Consider the following 21357-nt stretch of genomic DNA (forward strand, 5'->3'; position numbering starts at 1 on the left):
TGTGTTCGACTTTGTCTGTAATCATTTCTTTTTCGGTGACGTTTTCACTAGAAACTTATATAATTATATGTATCACACGATTGAGCAGGGAGGGACGCAAAATGACCAAAGACACGAAACGGATTTTACGTGAAGCCTTGTGTACCACACTCCACCACAAAAATATCGATCAAATTACAGTTAAAGATATTGTGACGGAATGCCATCTGACTCGACAGACCTTTTACAATCATTTCTCTGATATTTATGAGTTAGTTGAATATTCCGCTAGTCTAGAAGCTAAAGAGATTCTTGAGCGGACTGCTAACTACGAACACTGGCAGGAAGGTTTTTATCAGATCATGCTCTTAACTAAAAAAAATCAAAAGATCACCAAGAATACTTATCAATCTGCCTATCGCGACGTTATGCTCAAATATCTTTTTAAAGTACTATACAGTTATGTGATAAACATTGTGGAAAAGCAAGCTGTCGGTTTGAACGTTGAACAACGTCACAAGAATTTCATCGCCCATTTTTACAGTTTGGCTTTCATTTCACTGATTTTCGATTGGTTCCGTCATGATATGAAAGAAGATCCTCAAGAACTGGTTAATGAGATCGAAGTATTAATCGGCGGAGATTTCAAAAGCGCTTTACATAAATATGCAAATTAAGAGCCATCTAAACCTCAAGACAAGGGTTAGATGGCTCTTTGCAATTTTAAGCAATTATTAAAAAATTATTCTTACTTCATTTTTCCTACTAAGATGGTGGCACCAACAGTTATTTCAGAAACTGGGCTCCAATCGATCAGGCTGTTATCCACATTAAATAATAACGGCGTCATACCGATAAAAGCTGCCCTTTGCGCTTCGGAAACTGAGTACGTCTTAGTGGCATCAATCTGATCGACCAGTTGATAGTGCTCTTGGAAGTAATCCAACACCTTTTGATTGGAATAACTGGCTTGTTGCAGTTGATCTTGAGCTTGTTTTCGCAATTCCTGGACATGATATTGGTTGGGAATAACTTTGAGCACAAATCCTCCCGGTTGAAGAATTCGATTAAACTCGTTGTAATTGGCTGGCGAAAAGATATCCACAATCCCATCAATCACTTGGTCTTGAATTGGTAAGTGAGCTAAATCTCCGACAAACCACTGCACAGGTGTATTGACACCTTTAGCTGCTAATTGAATTGAATCTTTAGAAATATCAAAGGCTAAGACCTTTCGGCCCTCTAACGTAGCCATCTTTTTGGAATAATAGCCTTCTCCACAGCCGACATCTAAAATACTGGTCAAGTTCAGCTGTTGAATCAATGACATCATTTTGTCCGCAATATGATCGTACATTCCGCTCTCTAAAATCAAATGACGCTTCTCAAACGAAGCCTTATCATAATTTTTCACTTGTTTTTTGTTTAAAACAAAATCTACGAAACCTTTTTTAGAGATGTCAAAATTATGATTTTGTCCACAAGTCAAACTATTATTGTTAAATTCTAAGACTTCTCCACAGATGGGACATTGAAAATAATCACTACTTTCACTAAATTTTTGAATTTTACTATTCATAAATACCTATTCCTCTATTTGCGACTTTAACTGGGGCATGGCGCTACTTAAAAAATTTTTGGCAAAATCGGTGTCATAGATCCAAGCATTGATCTGATTCTTGGCTAAAATCAAGGGCATACGATCATGAATCTGAATCATTGACTCATTCGGTGCCGTCGTGAATAAAATACTTCGGGCCACATTGTCAAAGTAATTATAGCAACCAGCAATAAATAATGTTTGGGGACTATTATCGAAATTGAATTTATACTTTTGCTTGGATTTATTCCACTCAAAGAATCCAGTTGTTGGATAAACACAACGCCGTTGCAAGAATGATTGGGAAAACATTGATTTTTCTAAGACTGTTTCCGAACGAGCATTGATCAAGGACTGCCCCGCTTTGAATCCAGGAAAGCCCCACTTCATCGCCACGACTTTCACCTGTTTAGAACCAGCCACGATTAGAGCTGTCTCATCAGTGGGAAAGACTTCACCTGTCTTGGGAGTATAGCCATCAGCTACTGCCAATTGATAAATTCGCTTTATTTCCGGGTTTTTATCAGGGTCAAACAAAAAACGGCCACACATCATCATTCCTCCTTCAAAAACAAAAACTAGAACATCTCTGTTCTAGTTTAACAAATTCTATAGTTGTTTAGGCCAACGATTACCAGCATTCTTTTGTGGTAAGCACAATAAGATCAATACCGCCAATCCACCAAATGGAATTAAGGAAAGTAAAATTAACCAACCGCTCAACTTACGATCATGCAACCGTCTGATAATAGCCGTAAACAAAGCAATCCAATAATAGCTCATGGTCATTGCAATTGCGACACCAATAATTGAGCTCCAATAGAAATCATTGATTGGCATCTTGGTCATTAGCCAAATCAAAACTGCAACTAATAAATAAGCAATAATTGAGATGCCCAAAGCACCCCACCAAAAGTCCTTACGACTCATACGTTTAGCACCAACAAATAAATCTTGAAAGTACAATTTTGTTGAAGAGATTATTCCTGGTCGAAAACTTTCGTTCCAGACTGATTCTTTCATTTGCATGTTTAATGTTCTCCTAAATGTGAATACCGATGACGAAACCTATTATCCCAAAGACATACGTCAAAAGGAAATACCAAAAGCAACGCCACATTCGACGTTGGAACCACAATTGACTCAATTCCATATTGAAGGTTCCAAAAGTGGTAAAGCCACCACAAAATCCAGTGCCTAGCAATAATAATATCGCACCATCATGAATTTGTGCAGTTAAAATACCTAACAAAATGGCTCCCGAAATATTTATCAGCAACGTAATTATGGGAAAATCGATTGCTATTTTTGCCTGTAATTGTGTTAATTCATTTCTTAAAAAGGCTCCTAACGTGGCACCACAGCCGACGATCAAAAAATTACTCATTTCAGACGTCTCCTCTTCACATAATCACTAAATGCCCTTGAGGCGGCCCAATAGTTGCCTACTAACGCTGCCAAGAAACCACCTATCATCGTGATGGACAGATAAATTGCTAAATCAAGCCACCGACTGTTGCTAAATAGACAATATGTGTCTGCTGTAAAAGTGGAAAAAGTAGTATAAGAACCTAATAAACCAGTACTTAAAGTCAAAATGATCTTTTTAGGCAGCTTGAAGCGGTCTTGCAAATAATGGATCAAAAACGGCAACAATAACGCTCCACTGATATTAGCAATCAACGTTCCTAAGGGAAAACCGCTCTTCGTTTTAAAAATCAGACTCTCCAAATAACGAAGATCACTACCAACAAAGGCTCCTACCAATAAATAGATAAAAGTTTCACTGCGTTGCTTCATCGTTACATCCTTTCTAAATTAAAAAAAACTTGTCCCAGACAAGTTTTTCCGATTTATTATTTTTCGACCGCATGGCCACCAAATTCATTTCTTAAAGCGGCGACAACTTTACCAGTAACGGTATCATCTTCTAGTGAACGATAACGCATCATTAACGAAGCCGCAATGACTGGCGTTGGAACTTGCAAGTTCAAAGCTTCTTCTAAAGTCCACTTGCCTTCTCCAGATGAATGCATAACGCCTTTAATTTCATCTAACTTAGGATCTTTTGAAAATGCTGATTGAGTCAATTCCATCAACCAACCTCTAATAACTGAACCATGTTCCCAAACCTTAGCGACTGCTTCATTATCGTAGTCGAATTGGCTGTGAGCTAGAACATCGAAGCCTTCTGCGATAGCTTGCATCATACCATATTCGATACCGTTATGAACCATTTTAAGGTAATGTCCACTACCAGCTTTGCCAGTATATAGATAACCATCAGTCTGAGCAATTCCTTTGAAAATTGGTTCGATATATTCAAACGTCTTTTCATCGTCGCCACCGATCATAAAGTTACCATCACGGTTAGCACCACGCATACCGCCTGATGTACCAGCATCGAAGAACTTAATCTTTTGTGCAGTTAGGATCTCGTTGTGTCTTAATGAATCTTTGTAAAATGAATTTCCCCCGTCAATTACAATATCATTTTCATCGAGAATCTTACTTAGAGTATCAATGGTTTTGTTGGTTGGATCGCCAGCTGGTAACATAACCCATACAATACGGGGTGCACTTAAAGCTTTGACAGCTTCTTCCAAACTGTCTTTTACTTGTGCCCCAAGCGTTGAAGCGTCATTTCTGGCTCCGTCGCTTAAATCAAACGCCACCACTTCGTTACCGTTACGAATCAAATTTTCTGTCAAATTGATTCCCATCTTGCCAAGCCCAATCATTGCTAATTTCAAAATTAATCCTCCTAATATGTCTTATCACAGTTTCTAATTATACATAAAAAATCCGCCCCAAAGTTAACATTTTGGTGCGGACCGGTTGTGTGAAAGGTTGATATTAGTGGATTGATTGGCTGACTAGCCCATGAATCTATTCCACCAGTGACCTCGTTTATCATCGTCTACTTTTTCATTTACACGTTCTTTGATAGTTTCATCATTTTTCACATGTGTATTTTCAGCTTTTTCTTCAGCTTGTTGTTTCAAAGTTGATAATTCAGCTTGAAGTTGCTCTTTAGTCTTTTGAGCATCGGTTAACTCTTGTTGAAGTTCTTTGATTGTTAACTCGCGTTTTTTATTTTCAGATTCCAATTTAGCAATGGTCGTCTGCATTTCTGATAACTCATCGCTTTTAGGATTATCGTCATTATTTGATGTCACGGCAGGATACACTTGAGCAGCGGCAGTTTCCAACGTCATTTTAGGGCCATGGCTCACCTTAACCATTTCCTTAAAATCTTCGATATTTTTGTCTGTATAAAGACGATTATTTTGACTGTTACGTTCAAAATATTTGCTATTCTCAGTCGTTTTCTCAACGATCAAAGAATACTTGCGTAGCGTTGCAACGCTGATGTCTAAGTCCTTAGCAGCTTGTGCAGGAGTTAATAAATTATTAGTTTTTACTTTACTCAAAAGGATTCCCCCAAGGTCGTTTCATTCTCTTCATTATAAAAATAAAGCCAGTTAAGTTCAACCACAATTTCTGTTAGCCTCGCAAATTTAGTGCTAGTTAACTATATTTTAACCACAAAATTGGCTATACTTAAGATGTAAAAATAAAATATTTACTCGTGACCAAAGCAGTTAATTTTTCTTTGGTGTATAATGCGTTTTACAGGAATAGAAGGGAAATAATATATTGTCTAGTTCTACGATAACAACAAACTTTATTATCATTCTAATAACTTTTATTTTTGCGTTCTTCTTTGTGGCAGCGGAATTTGCTCTCGTGCAAACTCGTTCCAGCCAACTAGAAGATGCAATTCAAAAGGGCGAAGGTAATGTAAAGAAGCTAAAACGGGCTCTGATGATGGTCAACAACCTCAACGAGTACCTCTCGACAACCCAAGTTGGTACCAGTATTGCCGGTATCATTTTAGGTTGGATCGGTGAAAGTACAATTGAATATCTGCTAGTCGAAGTTTTCGGTGTTGTTCATCTATCAGCTGGGGGCAGCAGCGGTCTTCATGCCTTGAGTTCCATCATCGGGGTATTGCTACTAACCTACTTGGAAGTTGTTTTGACCGAAATCGTGCCAAAGAATATTTCCATTGATATGCCAATGACCATGTTGATGTTGGTCGTTACACCATTGAGATTCTTCCATTTGGCAACTTATCCATTCGTTTGGTTACTGAACGCTTCAGCCTCTGGAATCGTTCGCTTAATTGGTATGAAACCAGCCGATAGCGAAAACGAAGTTTTTTCACAGTCAGAGATCTTACGGCTCTCTAAGTCATCGATTGAAGGTGGCGATATGGAGCCAGACGACGTTATCTTTATGCAAAGAGCTTTTGAGTTAAACGATAAAGTAGCTAAAGATATCATGGTCGATCGGACAAGTCTTTATGTCGTTGATATTACTGACAAGGTCAAGGACGTCATCAAGGATTACCTCCAACAAGGTTTCTCAAGATTCCCTGTCGTGGCTGACAACGATAAAGATAAGATTCTGGGGTATGTCTACGCCTACGATATCGTCCGTCAGAACCAAGTTGATGGCGATGTTGGTATCAGCCGGATCTTGAGATCAGTTAATACCGTACCAGAAACAATGCCTATTCAAGATATTTTGAACAAGATGATCAAGAAACAGACCCCTATCGTTATTGTCGTTGACGAGTATGGTGGGACTAGTGGTATCGTTACAGATAAAGATATTTACGAAGAATTATTTGGAACTGTCAAAGATGAGATTGATGATGTTTCCGATGAATATATCGTCAAAAATGATGATGGTACTTATAACGTTTCAGGTAAAACGACGTTATACGATTTCGAACGTTACTTTAGAACTGATGTTAAGGAATTCCAAAAATCCGATATTATCACCGTTGGTGGATATTTGATTGAGAAGTTCCCTAACCTAAAGAAGGATTCAGAAATTGAATTGGGTAACTTCAAGTTTGTCGTTGCTGAATTCGACCACGGTTTCGTTAACTGGTTTAAAGTTTCCATCGATAAAACCGCCGTTACTAAACAAGATAATTTAGCATCATTGACCGACGTTGATGATTTGAAAGAATAACCTATAACAAATAAAAAGTGCCTTGCTACAATCTAATTTGATTGTTGGCAAGGCATTTTTCATTTGGCTTTATTATTGATCTTCAATCCTTCGATACGATTGAAATCAACTAACTCTAACTCATTAATAAACACGACGGCAATTATAATCAAAAGGGTTAAAAAGGAAATTCGACGACTGACTTTTTGAGCCATAGTCTCAAAGTAATCGACAGTGACTTTTCCCGAACCATTGATGGTAACTTGAGCTAAATTGTTATTGTTCTTATCAACACGCAGTTTAGAAACCTTCCCACTCGATTGCGTGGATTGGAAACCATAGTAAGCAATGATCGGCAAATCAACCTTGGCCTTTTTGGCTTGTTTGAAGTTGAAGCTCAATCTAGTTCCATACTGTTTAAAGTTTTTCAACTTAGCCTGTCCTTGGACCACCTTTGGCTTGTGGGCGCTTCTTTGCAATTGACTTAAAGTTGTCCCAACTGGCAAATACGACTGCTCCTTATCGATCGTAAAGGGTTCCTGTTGGTTATAAGCGTCATAGGTATTCATTTGTACCGGTGCACCTGTGACTAATCGATAACTTGCGGAAACGGCAAAAATCATCGTCAATGCAATCAAACCTAACTTGAAAGTTTTTTTATCAAAAATCTTCAAAGGATCAGCCGCTAGCACGATTGCCAGCAAAATAGTGGCTAACAAGTCTAGGCGCCAAGGATAAAGCATAAATTTCAAGACCGTATGGTTAAACACGACCCACGGCATAATGCTAGAAGTAGCTAATAACATCAAGATACCTAGAATTGAAAAATGTCTTAAAGCAGGCGCCTTAATCTTGGGCAACGAAATCAATAATATCAAGGCTGTGACAGTCAAAATCAAACCGATATTTGGTTGAGTGATAGTATTATTGAAACTCCACCCTAAAATGTCTGCGAAGTCAGTTGCCATATCAGGTAATCTGCCTTGAGCTTGTGACAAAATCAACTTCGTGTGATGGAGCTGCTCAAAAATGGGGACATAATAAGCTAGGCTCATCAAAGTTGAAGCAATCACGGCCCACAGTAATGACACCAAACGCCTACGGTGACTTTGCAATTCCTTAAATTGAGCAATTGCTATCAGCACTATCAGACTGGCCACCAACAGTGGTGAAATAGCTTGAGAATATACCAAACCAGTCATACCAAAAGCTAGATACAGCCAGTGCTTCTCATCTCCATAAAAGACTTCATAAATTCCTAATACCACAATCGGTAAAAAGAGCAGTGCCCCGATTTCACCGATATTTTGGCGAAACAACATCATATGCAAGCGATAAGTCGATAAAGTATACACAAAACTAAAAACGAGACTATTGAAATACTTTGGAACCGCCTTGTAGAAACATAAAAATGAAATTCCAAACGTCAAAAAATTCATTAACCAAAAATAAATCACAGTGGTTTGAGCACTAGAATAGCCGATCAACCGTAATATGGCCGCTGGATACAGTAATAAGTCAGAATTAAAAATACTGGCAATATAGCCAAATCCATTCAAAAATGACATATTGATCAGTGGAAAGAATTGATGTCGTTGCATCGAATGATACAATCCTTCAATCCGCATCATCTGAAATCTATTTTCACTCGAGGCGATATAGGCCCAGATTTTTCCATGACTGATTTCAGCCTGATATAGCGCTAAAAGGCTGACTAAAGCAAAGAGTAATGCTGTCAAAATAATCAGCAAACTCGTTTTAATTTTTTTATTTTTCAGAAAAGTTAATTGCAAAATAGAATACCTTCCTTGTAATACATGCAACACACCTTATTATACTAATTCATTATTCTCTAAAGATACTCTATTTTGTAACTTTTTCTGAAAGATAACTCCTAGAATTAAAATAAACAGACTAAAAATTGAACAGTTACGGCTAATTCTTTGAATGGTCGTTTTGAAGTAATCGATCTCAACTTTCCCTGCGCCATCGATCGTCAACTGACCTAGGCCATTATTTTCCTGATTCATTCTGATTTCCGACACCTTGCCAGTGGAATTCTTAGCGGAATAACCGTGATAACTGATTACAGGAACATCAACTTTTGCCTTTTGAGCATTTTTATATTTGAACTGTATTTTTGACCCTTTTTGCTTGAAGTCAAAGATCTCTGCGGTTCCACTTTGTAATTGCGGCAAATGTGAAGTTGCGGCCAATGCATTTAGTTGCGCAGACTTAGGTAAGTACTCTTGTCCGGCACCGATACTAAACTTATTTAAATCATTGAATTGTGAATATAATTGATATTCATCGGGATGATTCTTGATCAACATTTGTTCTGAACCAATGGTCAATCCAAACGCAATTCCAACTAATAAAACTTTCTTCCAGGTCTGTTTGAACCAATTGATTGGATCACTTGCCAAAATAATAGCTATTAAAATCGAAATAATCATGAAAAAGCGCCACGGAAATTGAATCATATTTAGAGGCGTATTAACAAAAAGCTGCCAAGGAAATAAATTAGTCGTCATAAAAAACAATATTTCTGCAATAATTGCAAAGTCTCGAATCGGTGGATTTTTTACGAACCAAACTGTAAAAGGAATAATTAAAATAACTAATAAAAATAGCGCCCCAATGTTCTGATTGTAGAGATCACTAGTCAAACTCCAATGCCACAAATCGCTTAGTCCCATACTCCCCTGAGAAATATATAACAACGGATCGTGAGTCAGTTTAAACTGAGTCGTTTTCAATTGCTCATAAATTGGTAAAAAATACGCTAAGGTTAAGGCTAATGACGTTAAGCTCGCATATAACAACGACAATAGTCGCCTCGGTTCTCTGATAAGAGTCTTACTTCTCAACACCATCACCATTAAGATAAAAATCACTATCAAAATTGGTGATAAGGCGTGGGAATAGATTACCGCTGACATTCCGATGGCTAAATAGATCCACTTTTGCCGATTGCCGTAAAAAATTGCGTAGACTCCTAAAACAACCAAGGGTAAGAATGTAAAAGTCAAAGTCTCCCCAATGTCAAAACGTCGCACCATATCAAAAATACGATAGATTGAGAGACTATAAATCAAGCTAAACACTAAACTTTTATCATACCTGTGGCTGACTTGATAAAACGACCAGAAGGAAATCAACAAGGTACAAAAGTTCAAAATCACATAATAGGCAACAAATGACTCTGCTATCGATAAACCTGCCATTCTCAAGAGCGCTACTGGATAAAGCCACAAATTGGAATAAAAGATATTAGAAATATAACCAAAACCGTCCATAAAGGTCATATTGACGGCTGGCAAATAAACTCCATCCCGCATGGATTCATAGAGACCTTCCATTCGAACAACATGGAATCGCCCATCGTTATTCATCCCTAGAAAAGTCCAAATATGACCATTTAAACCCGTTAAATAGATTGAGGCTAGACTGACAAATATAAATAATAATAAAGTTAACAAGAATTTATGTTGAGCTATTATTTTCTTCATAGTATTTCCGCCTTGACGAGAAAAGGGAGCCTAAAGACAAATGTCTTTAAGCTCCCTCAATATTTTTTAATTGTTTTTCACCAAATCGTAATCGATGATATTAACGCTCTTATCGATGATCTCTTTAGAGTTGGAGAAAATTATGAGTTGGGTCTTTGGATCAACTTTTAGTGACATACTGTCGTCTAAAAATTCTTTAGCACTGTTTTTAAAGTAGATCGTTCCCAATTCACTTTCCAAATGTGTCGAATAATCACTCAAATCCTCATCAGTGTCAACTACCATAATTCGAAATTTGGTTAGCAAAGCACAAGTACCCTCATTGGAGAATTTACCAAATCCATCATCAAGATCAAGTAAAATCTTCTTGCCTGCATCGACGTATTTTTGTAGTTTTGCCTGTGCTGGTTCAGTAATTTCGATTTTCATAGCGGATTCCTCTTTTAATACTTATATTTGGTCGTGCTGCCCCAATCCAATAAACTCACGATGAAAACCATGAAGATAATGGAAATATAGCTGAGCAAAATGCCATTTAGTACATTATATAAGACATCTCGAATATTGTAATCGATGTTGCTTACGATCATATCTTGCAGAGGATAATAAGTTGCTCCCAACAAAGCGGCTAACAAAATCGAGGTACAGATTCCCACTGTTCCTAAATGATGGAAGAATAACATGTTGGAACCGACTTTGACCCGCAATCGAATCGCCAACAAAATAAAGACTACTGCCGCAATCATCATAATGGCCTTGATCAGTCGTTTGATCGTCTGAATTTGACTGATGACCTTTTCGATTTGCCCCAGGTCATTATCGACAATTTGATTCATGATCGCCTCATTGCTGTTGATGACCGTATCAATCTCACTGTCGATATTAAGTCCGTAGTCTTGAGCTTCTTTTTTTAATTTAGTACTGATAGTCGCCAAAATAGCGCTACCTACTGTTAATTTAGAGTCACCACTATACACTTCGTCCACGGAAGTATCGATGATTTTCTTTACATCACTATTAGTCAGATTGACCGCTGAAAGGTTGGCTGAAGCCGAATAACTGTTCACCAAGCGACCTAATCTTTGATTAGTATAATTTTTAATTAAGGTAACATTACTCTCACTATTAACGACTTTTTTGACATAATTCGCGTTTAAAACTGTCGAAAGTGTAATACCGAAAAAAACAATTACCATTAAACAAATCGATAATAAAACTAATGTAAAACCGTGTCTGTTGTACGATGATGACTTGCTCATAATTTCTAATTCTCCATAGCTAGTTTAGCAATCTCCTGTGGATTCTTAACGATCCATTCAGAATTAGCAGCTTTTAGTTCATCGTAATCACCAAAGCCATAAGTGACACCAATAGCCTTGAGATTATTCTTGTGTGCCCCGACAATATCACTGCTACGATCCCCAACCATAACAAGGTTTTTAGTATCCAAATCAACTGAAGTTTTCTTAATCCCGTAAGAAATGACGTCTTCTTTCAAAGAACGAACTGACTCATCTTCAGCCGCACCAAAAACGTGTCTAACATATTGTTTCATATTTAATTGATCGATAATTCTTTTTGCAAAAATCTCCGGTTTAGAAGTGGCAATAAAGATTTCTTTATCAGCCGACTTTAAGGACTCCATCATATCATAAATCCCATCGAAGACTGTATATTCTTCCCAGCCTTGCGCTTGATAATATTCCCTAAAAGCATTTATACTTTGGTTAATAAATGGATCATCTGCTGCAACGTGGTCATATTTTTGTAATGAAGCCCCAATCGTTGGTCCGATAAAAGTATGTAACGTGGCATCATCATGCGGCACATAGCCTAAAGTTTTATTGTACATATACTTTAAACTCTTCATAATTCCAATTTCTGAATTAATAATCGTTCCATCCAAATCAAAAAACAAATTGTTCAAATTAGCTTCATCCTTTTGTGTTAAATTTAAGTTATGTAAAGATTATATAGCATTCAATCGAAAATAACTAACAGTCGTAGGTAGAGTATGGCAAAAATAAAACGTCCTCAAGAATACACCAGTCTCGATGCGGGTTTAACTGCGACACAAGTTGCCTCACAGACTCAAGCGGGACTAAGTAACGTTCAAATCAAAAAATTATCGCGGCCAATCCCTAAAATTTTGGCTGACAACTTATTCACTTTGTTCAACTTTTTAAACTTAATCATCGCCTTATTAATTGCTTGGACTGGTTCATATCGAAATCTCTTCTTCTTAGGACCAGTGATCGCTAATATCATTATCGGTAGCTATCAAGAAATCCGTGCAAAAATTACCATCGATAAGATCAGTCTCGTTCATGCAGCAACTTTTACCGTTACACGGGATGGAAAAGATCAAGAAGTTGATATTGCCAGCTTAGTTGAAGACGATATCGTTACGCTCAAACGTGGCGATACGATTCCAGCAGATGGTATCGTCCGCTACACTAACGGTTTGCAGACCAACGAATCAAGTATCACCGGTGAAGCTGACACCATCAGTAAACAGATTGATGATGAAATCTATTCCGGCAGTTTCGTTGTCGCTGGTCAAGCTAAAGTTCAATTGACACAAGTAGGACGGGAAAGCTTTGTTTCAAAAATTTCTTCTGCTGTCGGCAAAGAAAAACGCAACGTCAGTGTCCTAATGAAAATCATTAACAATATTATTAAGATTTTAACATACACAATTATTCCCGTCGGACTTCTTTTATTCTTTCGTTCATTTCTAAAAAATGGCGATATTTCCAAAGCCATTTTAGGAACTTCCGCTTCTGTGATTGGGATGATTCCCGAAGGTCTAGTACTCTTGACTTCTGTTGCTCTAGCAACTGGTGCCTATAATTTAACTAAACGGCAGATCCTCGTCCGTTCACTAAGCGCTATTGAGACCTTAGCCCGCGTCGACGTTTTATGCCTCGACAAAACGGGTACAATCACCACTGGTAAATTGACTATCAAAAAAACTGTGGCTTATCAAACTTCAGAAAGTAACGTCCAAGCCATCGCTCAAAAAATCGTTGACGCTACTAAAGAAACCAATGCCACTGCTTTGGCGGTCAAAAACTTAGGTGTTGCGCCGTTACAAAAAGATATCAAGGAAGTCATACCATTTTCATCGGAAACAAAGTATTCTGGTTTTATTGCCACCGACAATACCCGCTATATCATGGGTGCTCCTGAATTTATCATTGAGAATCCGACTACAGAGGTCAAACAGACCGTTGAAACGGCTGCTCAAGAAGGCTTTCGTGTCATTGCTGTGTTAGCTGATGAAAAACTTCAAGGACTACTATTGATCTCTGACGAAGTTCGTAAACAAGCTCCGGATACTTTTAGTTACTTGAAGAATCAAGGTATAAAATTGCGAATTATTTCGGGTGATAACCCCGTCACTGTTGCTAACGTAGCCGTCCAAGCCGGAATTTCTTCAGGTCATGACTACGTTGACATGGGTACTATCTCTGATGAAACAGACTATCACGATCTAGTCAAAAAATATAAGATTTTTGGCCGTGTACGTCCTGCTCAAAAAGCCGATTTGATCAAGGCTATGCAAGACAATGGTTTGACAGTTGGTATGACCGGTGATGGCGTCAACGACGTTTTAGCTATGCGTCAATCAGACTGTAGCGTTGCCATTGCGGGTGAAAGTGATGCGGCTGAGGCAACGGCCGACTTTGTGCTTTTGAATCGCAACTTCGATTCAATGATTTTTATGCTCAATGAAGGTCGTCGAGTTATCAATAACGTTGAGCGCGTGGCCTCATTATTTCTAATCAAGACGATCTACTCGGTGGTTTTATCAATCATCTTTATCGTTTTAGGAACCGGTTATCCTTTCCAGCCATCACAATTGACACCAATCAATGCCTTGACCGTTGGAATACCAACTTTCATACTCGCTTTGGAACCTAACTACACTCCACCAGCTGGTCGTTTCATGCGCAACGTTATGGAAGTCGCCTTACCATCAGCAATCTGCAATATTTTACTGATCATGGCAATCTCAATCCTGGGAAATCATTTCAATTTCAACTACAACACAACTTCTACTCTATCAGTCTTTACTATCGGTATCATCGGTTATTGTGCGTTAATATCCATCAGTAATCCTTTGATTACCCGCAAAAAAGTCATGATTGCTCTCTCAATTGTGCTATTCATCATTACCTTCATTTTCAGTGGTAATACCTTTGGATTACAGAGCATTTTAGACTGGCATTACGCTTATTTATACGTTGCTTTGTCATTGATTGCTTGGCCATTATTTATGTTTATGCGTGAAGTCTTAGGTCGACGAGTCTTCTCAAGAATCAATTGGAAATAAATTTTTTAAAAGAGCCCCCTGATTCTAAATTTAGAAATCAGCGGGCTTTTTGAATGGAATCAAAAATGGGTATTTATTTATCTAATCGTAAAATAAGGTCAATTGCATAGACGACCAACCCAATCAAAACCGCATAGATAACACTCTGTACGATTCCATTGAGTTTCAAAGTTGAAATAATTGCGACTATTAAGGCCGCCACCAGAACTACTATCAACATTTTTACCATCTGTCGCATACAATCACCCCTTAATCAACTTCAGTCTACTTTTATCAAGCTCTTAATGCAACTGGGGAACCTTTTACTCCGAATGGCGTCGATGGTGCATAGCTTTTTCGTGATTCTTTTCCATGCCGCCTAAATAGATGACGGATAAGACCACCACCGCAAACATTGCTAAGATAGCATTGGGTTGATTCAATGAATAGAATAAAACGGATAATATCACCAAAACAATGATTGCAACTCGTAACGTTATTTTCGGGACATTTTCTTTCATAAAGATCTACCTCTCAGCTTTGAGATTTCACTTCAATTATGAAAGCTTAATTCGATTGATGCAATTTTCAAGCTTATGAATTTGTCAGTATCATTTTACAAATTGTCCAGCATTTAAAAAAATTGGTTTAATAATATTCCTTTGACAAGTTCACAAAAACATCAAGCATTCTTTAAATTCTATAAATCTTCTTATGATATGATGATTTTACAGTAAATGAAAGGAGTCTTTTTCATGTCAAAAAAAGTAATTGCCGTAGCTCTGGATATCAACAAGATTCCCTACGTTAATGATGCTGAAATCATCTTCACGCCTGGTCGCCAAAAGATTTGGTACACTGCCAATACTCAATCAATTGAGATTCCTAAGCATATCAAACTTGTTGACAATCTTCTCAACCAACTATTTGAAAAGTTCCACAAGAAACCATTCCAACGTGACTTGGCAACATTTAATTATTTTACTAAGTGCGTGACCCGTTACTTAAAAACACACCCTTATGACGAAATCGTCTTTGAAAATAACCAGTTACGTAACAAGATCTTACCCAATCTCCAAAATAAAAATGAATACGTTGTCAAAAATAACAAGAAGTTGGAAACGCAACTCTAATTTAACTAAAATCTTTGTATCCAAATAGTCCTAGTAAGCCATTTTTCGATGGTTAACTAGGACTATTTTTAGTTGTGAATTAAGTGATATCTAATTTTCTAATTAATTATTTTGAATGTTTTCACCGTTTGATTCGATAACTTGTTTGTACCAATAATAACTCTTCTTTGGCGTACGGCTGAAGTCACCTTTTTGCTCATCATCACGATCAACATAGACGAAACCGTAACGCTTTGCCATTTGGCCAGTACCGGCAGAAACTAAATCAATACAACCCCAAGGCGTGTAACCGATCAAATCAACACCATCTTTGATAGCTTCTTTCATTTGTTCAATGTGACCTTTGAGATACTCGATGCGGTAATCATCATTGATTGAACCATCGGTTTCGACTTTATCTCGAGCTCCCAAGCCATTTTCAACTACCATCACTGGAATACCATAGCGTCCATAAACATCATTTAGATACCAACGGAGGCCTTTTGGATCCATTGCCCAGCCCCATTCGCTGTATTTCAAGTAAGGATTTTTAACTCCCGTTGAAAAATTACCAGCAGCTGAACCTTTTGATTCATCGGTAGTCAAGGCGTTAGATGAATAGTAACTGAAAGTATAGTAATCAACAGTACCTTCTTTTAAAACTTCTGAATCTTCTGCGGTAATGTTTAGTTTAACGTTATGCTCATTCCAGAAGCGTTGTGCAAAATGAGGATAAGCCCCACGAACTTGGACATCGCCACAGTAATAATTATTGATTTCATTAGCCAATTGAGCTTTCAAGACATCATCAGGATTTGAAGTTAAAGGATAATTGACATTACCGGCAATCATACAGCCAATCATATTGTTTGAATCAATCTTGTGACCAATTTTAACTGCTAAAGCGCTGGCTACGAATTGGTGGTGTAATCCTTGAAGATTATTTTGAATATCTTCGTCAGACATGTTGGGATTAAAAGGAGCTGCCCCATCTTTAATCGGCAAGCCTAGTGACATGTAACCACCAAACATCATACCAATATTGATTTCGTTAAACGTTAACCAATATTTGACCAAGCCCTTATATTCATTAAAGAGTGTTTGAGCATATTTAACATAAAAGTCGATGACCTTACGACTACCCCAGCCACCATAGGCTTCTGTTAAATGATAAGGCATTTCATAATGTGAGATCGTAACTAGTGGTTCGATACCATATTTATGACATTCTTCAAAAACATGACGATAAAAATCTAGTCCTTTTTGATTAGGTGTGGCATCGTCTCCATTAGGAAAGATTCTCGTCCAAGCAACCGACATCCGATATGTCTTATAGCCCATGCCTGCCAATAGCTTGATATCCTCTTGATAGTGGTGATAAAAATCACTGCCTTCGTGAGATGGATAATAGGCTCCATCTTTTACTTCTTTAGTAAAGATACGTGGCTTGTCATAAGTTCCACCTAACAATAGGTCAGCGGTACTAATTCCTTTACCATCAACATTCCAGGCCCCTTCGTATTGATTAGCGGCTGTAGCGCCACCCCATAAAAAGTTCTTTGGAAATTCTGTCATTTTAATTGCTCCTTTACCCTTTAATTTTTTAATAGCCTTATGATAATTTAATAACTTCGTCACCGTGATTTACTTGACCACTAGCGACTATGTCTACTTTATTATAATTCTTAGTATTCGTGATGATAATAGGTGTCGTTACATCATATCCCTGGCTAGTAATGCCATCGACATCAAATTCCATCAATAAATCACCTTTATGAACCATTTGATTCTGTTCCACATGACTGGTAAAACCTTTACCTTCCAATTGAACCGTATCCATACCGATATGGATCAATAATTCAGCTCCATTGTCTGAATTAATACCAATAGCATGTTTAGTTGGGAAGACAACAGTTACTTTACCATCAACTGGTGAATAAACTTTTCCTTCATCGGGTAGAATAGCCACCCCTTTACCAAGCGATTCCGAAGCAAAAACTTCATCTTTTACATCACTCAAAGGTACGGTGACACCTTTAATTGGGCTGAGGATTGTTTCTGGTTCGACAGGTTCTTTTTCAACTGTTTCCGGTGCACTAGTTGTATTGCTTGTACCAGCGCTTACCATAGCAGTTGCAAGTTCAGAATCAGAATTTGTAGTAGTTTCAGTGATTTTATTTTCTTCTTTGAGATCTTCTTTACTAAATCCAAACATCAAAGATAAAACCAATCCTGAAATAAATGAAACTGCAAATGCAATTAATGCTCCATAGAATCCCATATCGATTCCTTTAGGACCAATCAAACTAGGTAATGTAAATACTCCTAAGCCCCCAGTCATATAATATCTGGTACCAAATAGTCCTAAGATAGCACCGCCAATGGCGGCACCAATACAACTCATGGCAAACACTTTTTTACGAGGAAGTGTAATACCGTAAATAGCTGGTTCAGTAATACCAAAAATCCCTGACAAGAAGGCGGACCAACCTAATCCTTTAATTTTCTTGTTCTTTACTTTTAAAATAACAGCTAAAACAGCGCCGATTTGAGCAAATGAAGCACCAATCGTCAAAACTAAAATGGGATCACTATGTAAATTTTGCAGATTGAGCATTTGTAGTGGAACCAAGCCCCAATGTAGGCCAAAAATAACAAGTACTTGCCACAAACCACCAAGTACAGCACCTGTAATGATAGGACTGAGTCCATATAAAGCTGAAGCACCAGCAGCTAAAGCATCACTAATCCATGAAGTAATAGGTCCAACTACTAGCAGTGTCAATGGTACGACAACAAGTAATGTAAAGAATGGTACTAAGAAAGTTTTTACAACACTTGGAACTATCTTCTTAAAATATCTTTCCACTTTAGCGGCAATCCAAACTGCTACAATAATTGGAATAACCGAAGAAGTATAATTCATCATAATTACTGGTATTTTTAAGAAAGTAATGTGAATTGGGGAAGCAAGCATTGACCCAGAAAATAGTGTGAATAGCGGTTTTCCAGTTACTGCCGTTGGATTTAATGCAACAATCGTTGGGTAAACTAGTGAAGCACCAATCGTCATCCCAATAAATGGATCAACTCTAAATTTTTTAGAAGCGGAAAATCCTAATACAACTGGTAAAAAGTAGAAGAATGAATCACCAATTGCATATAAAATTACGTATGTACCAGAGGTTTTAGTGATTAATCCTGCTGTCAATAAAATCGTGGCTAAACCTTTAATCATCCCTGTCGCTGCCAAAATTCCCAGTGCTGGTGCAAAAATGCCAGAGATCAAGTCAATGAATTTATCTAACAGACTCATATTTTTGTCAGATTCTTCATAATCATCGGGGACAACTCCTCCGTCGGCAAAGCCACCAACTTTGATTACCTTATCGTAAACATCAGCAACTTCATTTCCGATAACTACCTGATATTGTCCACCGCTTTGAACAACAGTCACAACACCATCTGTATCCTTTAGTTCTTCAGTATTGGCCTTTTTTTCATTCTTTAATTTAAACCGTAATCTAGTTGCACAATGAACAACGCTAATAACGTTTTCCTTGCCACCAACAAGTTTAACTATTTTTGTAGCCAAACTAGTATAATCTTTCGTCATAATATCCTCCTTTTCCAACAAAAAAGCTCAAGACATTACACCACTCCAAAAAGTGATATAAATCTTGAGCTTATGCCTGCCGAACAGTAACACGCTTTTTAATTTATTTCATTCTCGATGAGTCACTCGCCAAACATGCAAGATCAAATATACTTGATCATTTTGGGAAAGAACCCATCCTTTAGTATTTCGTAAATATATCGCAATCTTTTGAACAGTTTTATTTTCTTCAGGATATTTTAAAATCATTAATTTCAAAAGACTAGGATCCAACTGTTCATCAGTTGAATGTTCCGACTTGATTTTCCTAATCAAGAAGTACCTTAAATGTGAAACCAACCGACTATAGTTAAACGACTCATCATCTAAAGTCATATGGTAACTCAACTGAATGATATTGATAATATCCGCAATCATTTTTGAAATTTGAATGGTATCTTGAAGACTCTCTTTCTCATTTTCCAAATTAACAAAATGATATGTAAGAAAAACCAATTCACCCTTGGGAAACATCACACCTAGATCCTGTAAAAGAATTTCCAAGGCGCGGTTGGAAGCTTCATATTCTTTTGGAAATAATTTTTTTACTTCCCAACTAACTGCTCTGTCTGTAAACTCAATGTGTTCTATGGCTCGTTCATAGGCATAATTGATGTGATCAGCCAATATTAAATATTGATAATCACTGAATTTAACGTTCAGAAATTTTTCAACATCACTAACAATATCAGAGGTCACATTGATAATTGATTCATCATATTGATCTAAAGTATCCACATCTTTAGTATTTTCAGATTTGAATTTTTGTGAGATCTTTGATGCGTCCACCAAATCACCCTTTTTTTTACCAAAACCAATGCCCTTACCAACAATTATCCACTCAACGTTTTCATCATCGACTACAAGGGCTGCATTATTATTATAATTCTTAACAAATTTCAATAATTTACCCTCCAAAAAAAATACCTACTAATTGACTACACACTTATAGTGTATCTCAAATTAGTAGGTTTATGCCTGATCGAATCAGTAACACGCTTTTTGTTTACTTACAATGTGTTAGCGCTTACTATTATTTTAGTCAAGTTTTTTTTATAAATTTACTTTTGACTCTGAATACCAGTTGGAACTTAAGCAAATAAAAACGGAAGGAAGATACTCTTTATCAAAAGTATCTTTCTTCCGCAATCTGTGTTAATCAAAACTTTATTTGATCTCTGTAAAGCTCTCACGAACTTCAAACAATGAGTCGATTGATTCATTTGCTTCTGTCATTCGAATAGCATCGCCGAGAAGATCTGTGACTGACAAAATCTTTAATTTATCAAAACGACAGTCATCAGGAACAACAATCGAATCAGAAACTAAAACTTCCATCAAAATTGAATCTTCTAATTTCTTAGCAGCGTTCTTTGAAAAAATTGGGTGCGTTGCTGCAGCAGAGATTGTTTTAGCACCGGCAACTTTAACTGCCTTGGCACTATTGATCATTCTAGTACCTGTATCGATCAAGTCATCGACAATAACACATTGCTTACCATCGACATCACCGATAATATCTGGCACAACATCCTCATCTTCGGTCGATCTTTGGTCAACAATAGCAATTTGTGAACCAAAGACTTCTGCAAGTGAACGAGCTCGTTTAGTTGAATTGTGGTCTGGTGCTACGAAGACAAAATCATCTGGATTCTTGATCTTCTTTTCAAAGTAGCTGGCAAAGATAGGCATGGCACGCAAATGGTCAACTGGAATATCAAAGAAACCTTGAATTTGATCAGCATGCATATCAAGTGCAATTACTCGATCAACGCTACCCATTTCTACCATGTTGGCAAATAGTTTAGCTGAGATAGGTTCTCTGGAACGAGATTTTCTATCTGAACGAGTATAGGCAAAGTATGGCAAGACGCAAGTGATCTTATCAGCACTGGCACGTCTTAAAGCGTCAACGGCAATCATCAATTCCATGAAATTATCGTTAACGGGATCTGAAACGGAATGAATAATGTAAACATCGCGTCCACGGATACTCTCGTTAATTTGAATGTTGATCTCCCCATCACTGAAGTGTGAGACCGAGGCATCCAATAAAGGAATTCCCATGTAATCCGAAATTCTTTTGGCTAATGGTTTATTACCATTTAAAGAAAGCAAAGCAATTTTATCTAATGCGTTATTAGACATATTGT

22 protein-coding genes are annotated in these 21357 nt (G+C 37.4%); 4 read left to right on the top strand and 18 right to left on the bottom strand.

The genetic code is table 11. The features are described from left to right. Positions 1 to 101: 101 nt before the first annotated feature. A complete protein-coding gene (locus ACG72T_RS00475; protein WP_395263976.1) occupies positions 102 to 656 on the top strand; it encodes a TetR/AcrR family transcriptional regulator in 555 nt (184 codons plus the stop codon). Positions 657 to 727: 71 nt separating this feature from the next. Here the strand turns inward: ACG72T_RS00475 and ACG72T_RS00480 are convergent, their stop codons facing one another. The 7 genes from ACG72T_RS00480 to ACG72T_RS00510 all read right to left on the bottom strand — a co-directional run bounded on the left by ACG72T_RS00480 (position 728) and on the right by ACG72T_RS00510 (position 5013). Beyond that, a complete protein-coding gene (locus ACG72T_RS00480) occupies positions 728 to 1558 on the bottom strand; it encodes a methyltransferase domain-containing protein (RefSeq protein WP_395263977.1) in 831 nt (276 codons plus the stop codon). Between the two features lie 6 nt (positions 1559 to 1564). Continuing rightward, a complete protein-coding gene (locus ACG72T_RS00485; RefSeq protein WP_395264166.1) occupies positions 1565 to 2131 on the bottom strand; it encodes an SOS response-associated peptidase family protein in 567 nt (188 codons plus the stop codon). A gap of 57 nt (positions 2132 to 2188) precedes the next feature. Next, entirely contained in the window at positions 2189 to 2608 is a 420-nt protein-coding gene (locus ACG72T_RS00490) for a DUF805 domain-containing protein (RefSeq protein ID WP_395263978.1), read from the bottom strand. A gap of 13 nt (positions 2609 to 2621) precedes the next feature. After that, complete coding sequence (locus ACG72T_RS00495) at positions 2622 to 2966, bottom strand: fluoride efflux transporter FluC (protein ID WP_395263979.1); 345 nt, start codon at positions 2964 to 2966, stop codon at positions 2622 to 2624. Beyond that, on the bottom strand, positions 2963 to 3379 hold the full coding sequence (locus tag ACG72T_RS00500; protein ID WP_395263980.1) for a fluoride efflux transporter FluC: 417 nt from the start codon (positions 3377 to 3379) through the stop codon (positions 2963 to 2965). The genes ACG72T_RS00495 and ACG72T_RS00500 overlap by 4 nt, the downstream gene beginning before the upstream one ends. Before the next feature lie 56 nt (positions 3380 to 3435). Next, a complete protein-coding gene (gnd, locus tag ACG72T_RS00505) occupies positions 3436 to 4332 on the bottom strand; it encodes a phosphogluconate dehydrogenase (NAD(+)-dependent, decarboxylating) (RefSeq protein WP_395263981.1) in 897 nt (298 codons plus the stop codon). Between the two features lie 123 nt (positions 4333 to 4455). After that, positions 4456 to 5013 carry a hypothetical protein gene (locus ACG72T_RS00510; protein WP_395263982.1) on the bottom strand — a complete coding sequence of 186 codons (558 nt, stop codon included), beginning with the start codon at positions 5011 to 5013 and terminating at the stop codon, positions 4456 to 4458. A 226-nt stretch (positions 5014 to 5239) separates the two neighbouring features. Here ACG72T_RS00510 and ACG72T_RS00515 point away from each other — a divergent pair, with 226 nt between their 5' ends. Beyond that, positions 5240 to 6628, top strand: coding sequence for a hemolysin family protein (locus ACG72T_RS00515; RefSeq protein WP_395263983.1), 1389 nt, complete (start codon positions 5240 to 5242; stop codon positions 6626 to 6628). A gap of 59 nt (positions 6629 to 6687) precedes the next feature. On the opposite strand, the gene ACG72T_RS00520 is transcribed toward ACG72T_RS00515, so the two are convergent. The 5 genes from ACG72T_RS00520 to ACG72T_RS00540 all read right to left on the bottom strand — a co-directional run bounded on the left by ACG72T_RS00520 (position 6688) and on the right by ACG72T_RS00540 (position 12046). Further along, positions 6688 to 8346: a hypothetical protein gene (locus tag ACG72T_RS00520; RefSeq protein ID WP_395263984.1), complete on the bottom strand. Its 1659-nt coding sequence runs from the start codon at positions 8344 to 8346 to the stop codon at positions 6688 to 6690. Between the two features lie 93 nt (positions 8347 to 8439). Then, positions 8440 to 10119: a hypothetical protein gene (locus ACG72T_RS00525; protein ID WP_395263985.1), complete on the bottom strand. Its 1680-nt coding sequence runs from the start codon at positions 10117 to 10119 to the stop codon at positions 8440 to 8442. Positions 10120 to 10185: 66 nt separating this feature from the next. Next, positions 10186 to 10548 (bottom strand): iron-sulfur cluster biosynthesis family protein, encoded by a 363-nt coding sequence (locus ACG72T_RS00530; RefSeq protein ID WP_395263986.1) that lies wholly within the window; start codon positions 10546 to 10548, stop codon positions 10186 to 10188. Positions 10549 to 10562: 14 nt separating this feature from the next. Beyond that, complete coding sequence (locus ACG72T_RS00535) at positions 10563 to 11315, bottom strand: hypothetical protein (RefSeq protein WP_395263987.1); 753 nt, start codon at positions 11313 to 11315, stop codon at positions 10563 to 10565. Positions 11316 to 11383: 68 nt separating this feature from the next. Continuing rightward, positions 11384 to 12046 carry an HAD hydrolase-like protein gene (locus ACG72T_RS00540; RefSeq protein WP_395263988.1) on the bottom strand — a complete coding sequence of 221 codons (663 nt, stop codon included), beginning with the start codon at positions 12044 to 12046 and terminating at the stop codon, positions 11384 to 11386. 87 nt (positions 12047 to 12133) lie between these two features. Here ACG72T_RS00540 and ACG72T_RS00545 point away from each other — a divergent pair, with 87 nt between their 5' ends. Further along, positions 12134 to 14458 carry an HAD-IC family P-type ATPase gene (locus tag ACG72T_RS00545; protein ID WP_395263989.1) on the top strand — a complete coding sequence of 775 codons (2325 nt, stop codon included), beginning with the start codon at positions 12134 to 12136 and terminating at the stop codon, positions 14456 to 14458. Between the two features lie 73 nt (positions 14459 to 14531). Here the strand turns inward: ACG72T_RS00545 and ACG72T_RS00550 are convergent, their stop codons facing one another. Further along, positions 14532 to 14696, bottom strand: a complete 165-nt coding sequence (locus ACG72T_RS00550; protein ID WP_395263990.1) for a hypothetical protein — start codon at positions 14694 to 14696, stop codon at positions 14532 to 14534. A gap of 64 nt (positions 14697 to 14760) precedes the next feature. Then, positions 14761 to 14958: a hypothetical protein gene (locus ACG72T_RS00555; RefSeq protein ID WP_395263991.1), complete on the bottom strand. Its 198-nt coding sequence runs from the start codon at positions 14956 to 14958 to the stop codon at positions 14761 to 14763. A 234-nt stretch (positions 14959 to 15192) separates the two neighbouring features. Between ACG72T_RS00555 and ACG72T_RS00560 the strand changes: the two genes are divergently transcribed. Beyond that, the gene (locus tag ACG72T_RS00560; RefSeq protein ID WP_395263992.1) at positions 15193 to 15570 is read left to right on the top strand and encodes a hypothetical protein; all 378 of its coding nucleotides are present in this window, start codon (positions 15193 to 15195) and stop codon (positions 15568 to 15570) included. Positions 15571 to 15672: 102 nt separating this feature from the next. Here the strand turns inward: ACG72T_RS00560 and ACG72T_RS00565 are convergent, their stop codons facing one another. The 4 genes from ACG72T_RS00565 to ACG72T_RS00580 form a co-directional block, all read right to left on the bottom strand. After that, on the bottom strand, positions 15673 to 17124 hold the full coding sequence (locus tag ACG72T_RS00565) for a glycoside hydrolase family 1 protein (RefSeq protein WP_395263993.1): 1452 nt from the start codon (positions 17122 to 17124) through the stop codon (positions 15673 to 15675). Between the two features lie 37 nt (positions 17125 to 17161). Continuing rightward, a complete protein-coding gene (locus ACG72T_RS00570; RefSeq protein WP_395263994.1) occupies positions 17162 to 19165 on the bottom strand; it encodes a beta-glucoside-specific PTS transporter subunit IIABC in 2004 nt (667 codons plus the stop codon). A 108-nt stretch (positions 19166 to 19273) separates the two neighbouring features. Continuing rightward, positions 19274 to 20107, bottom strand: a complete 834-nt coding sequence (locus ACG72T_RS00575) for a PRD domain-containing protein (protein WP_395263995.1) — start codon at positions 20105 to 20107, stop codon at positions 19274 to 19276. A 264-nt stretch (positions 20108 to 20371) separates the two neighbouring features. Then, positions 20372 to 21352 (bottom strand): ribose-phosphate diphosphokinase, encoded by a 981-nt coding sequence (locus ACG72T_RS00580; protein ID WP_395263996.1) that lies wholly within the window; start codon positions 21350 to 21352, stop codon positions 20372 to 20374. Between the last annotated feature and the right edge of the window lie 5 nt (positions 21353 to 21357).

It is taken from the genome of Companilactobacillus sp. FL22-1 (assembly GCF_043951805.1).
Lineage (GTDB): Bacteria > Bacillota > Bacilli > Lactobacillales > Lactobacillaceae > Companilactobacillus.

Coding starts and splice junctions, on each gene's coding strand:
- ACG72T_RS00475 (WP_395263976.1), top strand. CDS start 102: ATGACCAAAGACACGAAACGGATTTTACGTGAAGCCTTGTGTACCACA.
- ACG72T_RS00480 (WP_395263977.1), bottom strand. CDS start 1,558: ATGAATAGTAAAATTCAAAAATTTAGTGAAAGTAGTGATTATTTTCAA.
- ACG72T_RS00485 (WP_395264166.1), bottom strand. CDS start 2,131: ATGTGTGGCCGTTTTTTGTTTGACCCTGATAAAAACCCGGAAATAAAG.
- ACG72T_RS00490 (WP_395263978.1), bottom strand. CDS start 2,608: ATGCAAATGAAAGAATCAGTCTGGAACGAAAGTTTTCGACCAGGAATA.
- ACG72T_RS00495 (WP_395263979.1), bottom strand. CDS start 2,966: ATGAGTAATTTTTTGATCGTCGGCTGTGGTGCCACGTTAGGAGCCTTT.
- ACG72T_RS00500 (WP_395263980.1), bottom strand. CDS start 3,379: ATGAAGCAACGCAGTGAAACTTTTATCTATTTATTGGTAGGAGCCTTT.
- ACG72T_RS00525 (WP_395263985.1), bottom strand. CDS start 10,119: ATGAAGAAAATAATAGCTCAACATAAATTCTTGTTAACTTTATTATTA.
- ACG72T_RS00530 (WP_395263986.1), bottom strand. CDS start 10,548: ATGAAAATCGAAATTACTGAACCAGCACAGGCAAAACTACAAAAATAC.
- ACG72T_RS00535 (WP_395263987.1), bottom strand. CDS start 11,315: ATGGTAATTGTTTTTTTCGGTATTACACTTTCGACAGTTTTAAACGCG.
- ACG72T_RS00545 (WP_395263989.1), top strand. CDS start 12,134: ATGGCAAAAATAAAACGTCCTCAAGAATACACCAGTCTCGATGCGGGT.
- ACG72T_RS00550 (WP_395263990.1), bottom strand. CDS start 14,696: ATGCGACAGATGGTAAAAATGTTGATAGTAGTTCTGGTGGCGGCCTTA.
- ACG72T_RS00555 (WP_395263991.1), bottom strand. CDS start 14,958: ATGAAAGAAAATGTCCCGAAAATAACGTTACGAGTTGCAATCATTGTT.
- ACG72T_RS00560 (WP_395263992.1), top strand. CDS start 15,193: ATGTCAAAAAAAGTAATTGCCGTAGCTCTGGATATCAACAAGATTCCC.
- ACG72T_RS00565 (WP_395263993.1), bottom strand. CDS start 17,124: ATGACAGAATTTCCAAAGAACTTTTTATGGGGTGGCGCTACAGCCGCT.
- ACG72T_RS00570 (WP_395263994.1), bottom strand. CDS start 19,165: ATGACGAAAGATTATACTAGTTTGGCTACAAAAATAGTTAAACTTGTT.
- ACG72T_RS00580 (WP_395263996.1), bottom strand. CDS start 21,352: ATGTCTAATAACGCATTAGATAAAATTGCTTTGCTTTCTTTAAATGGT.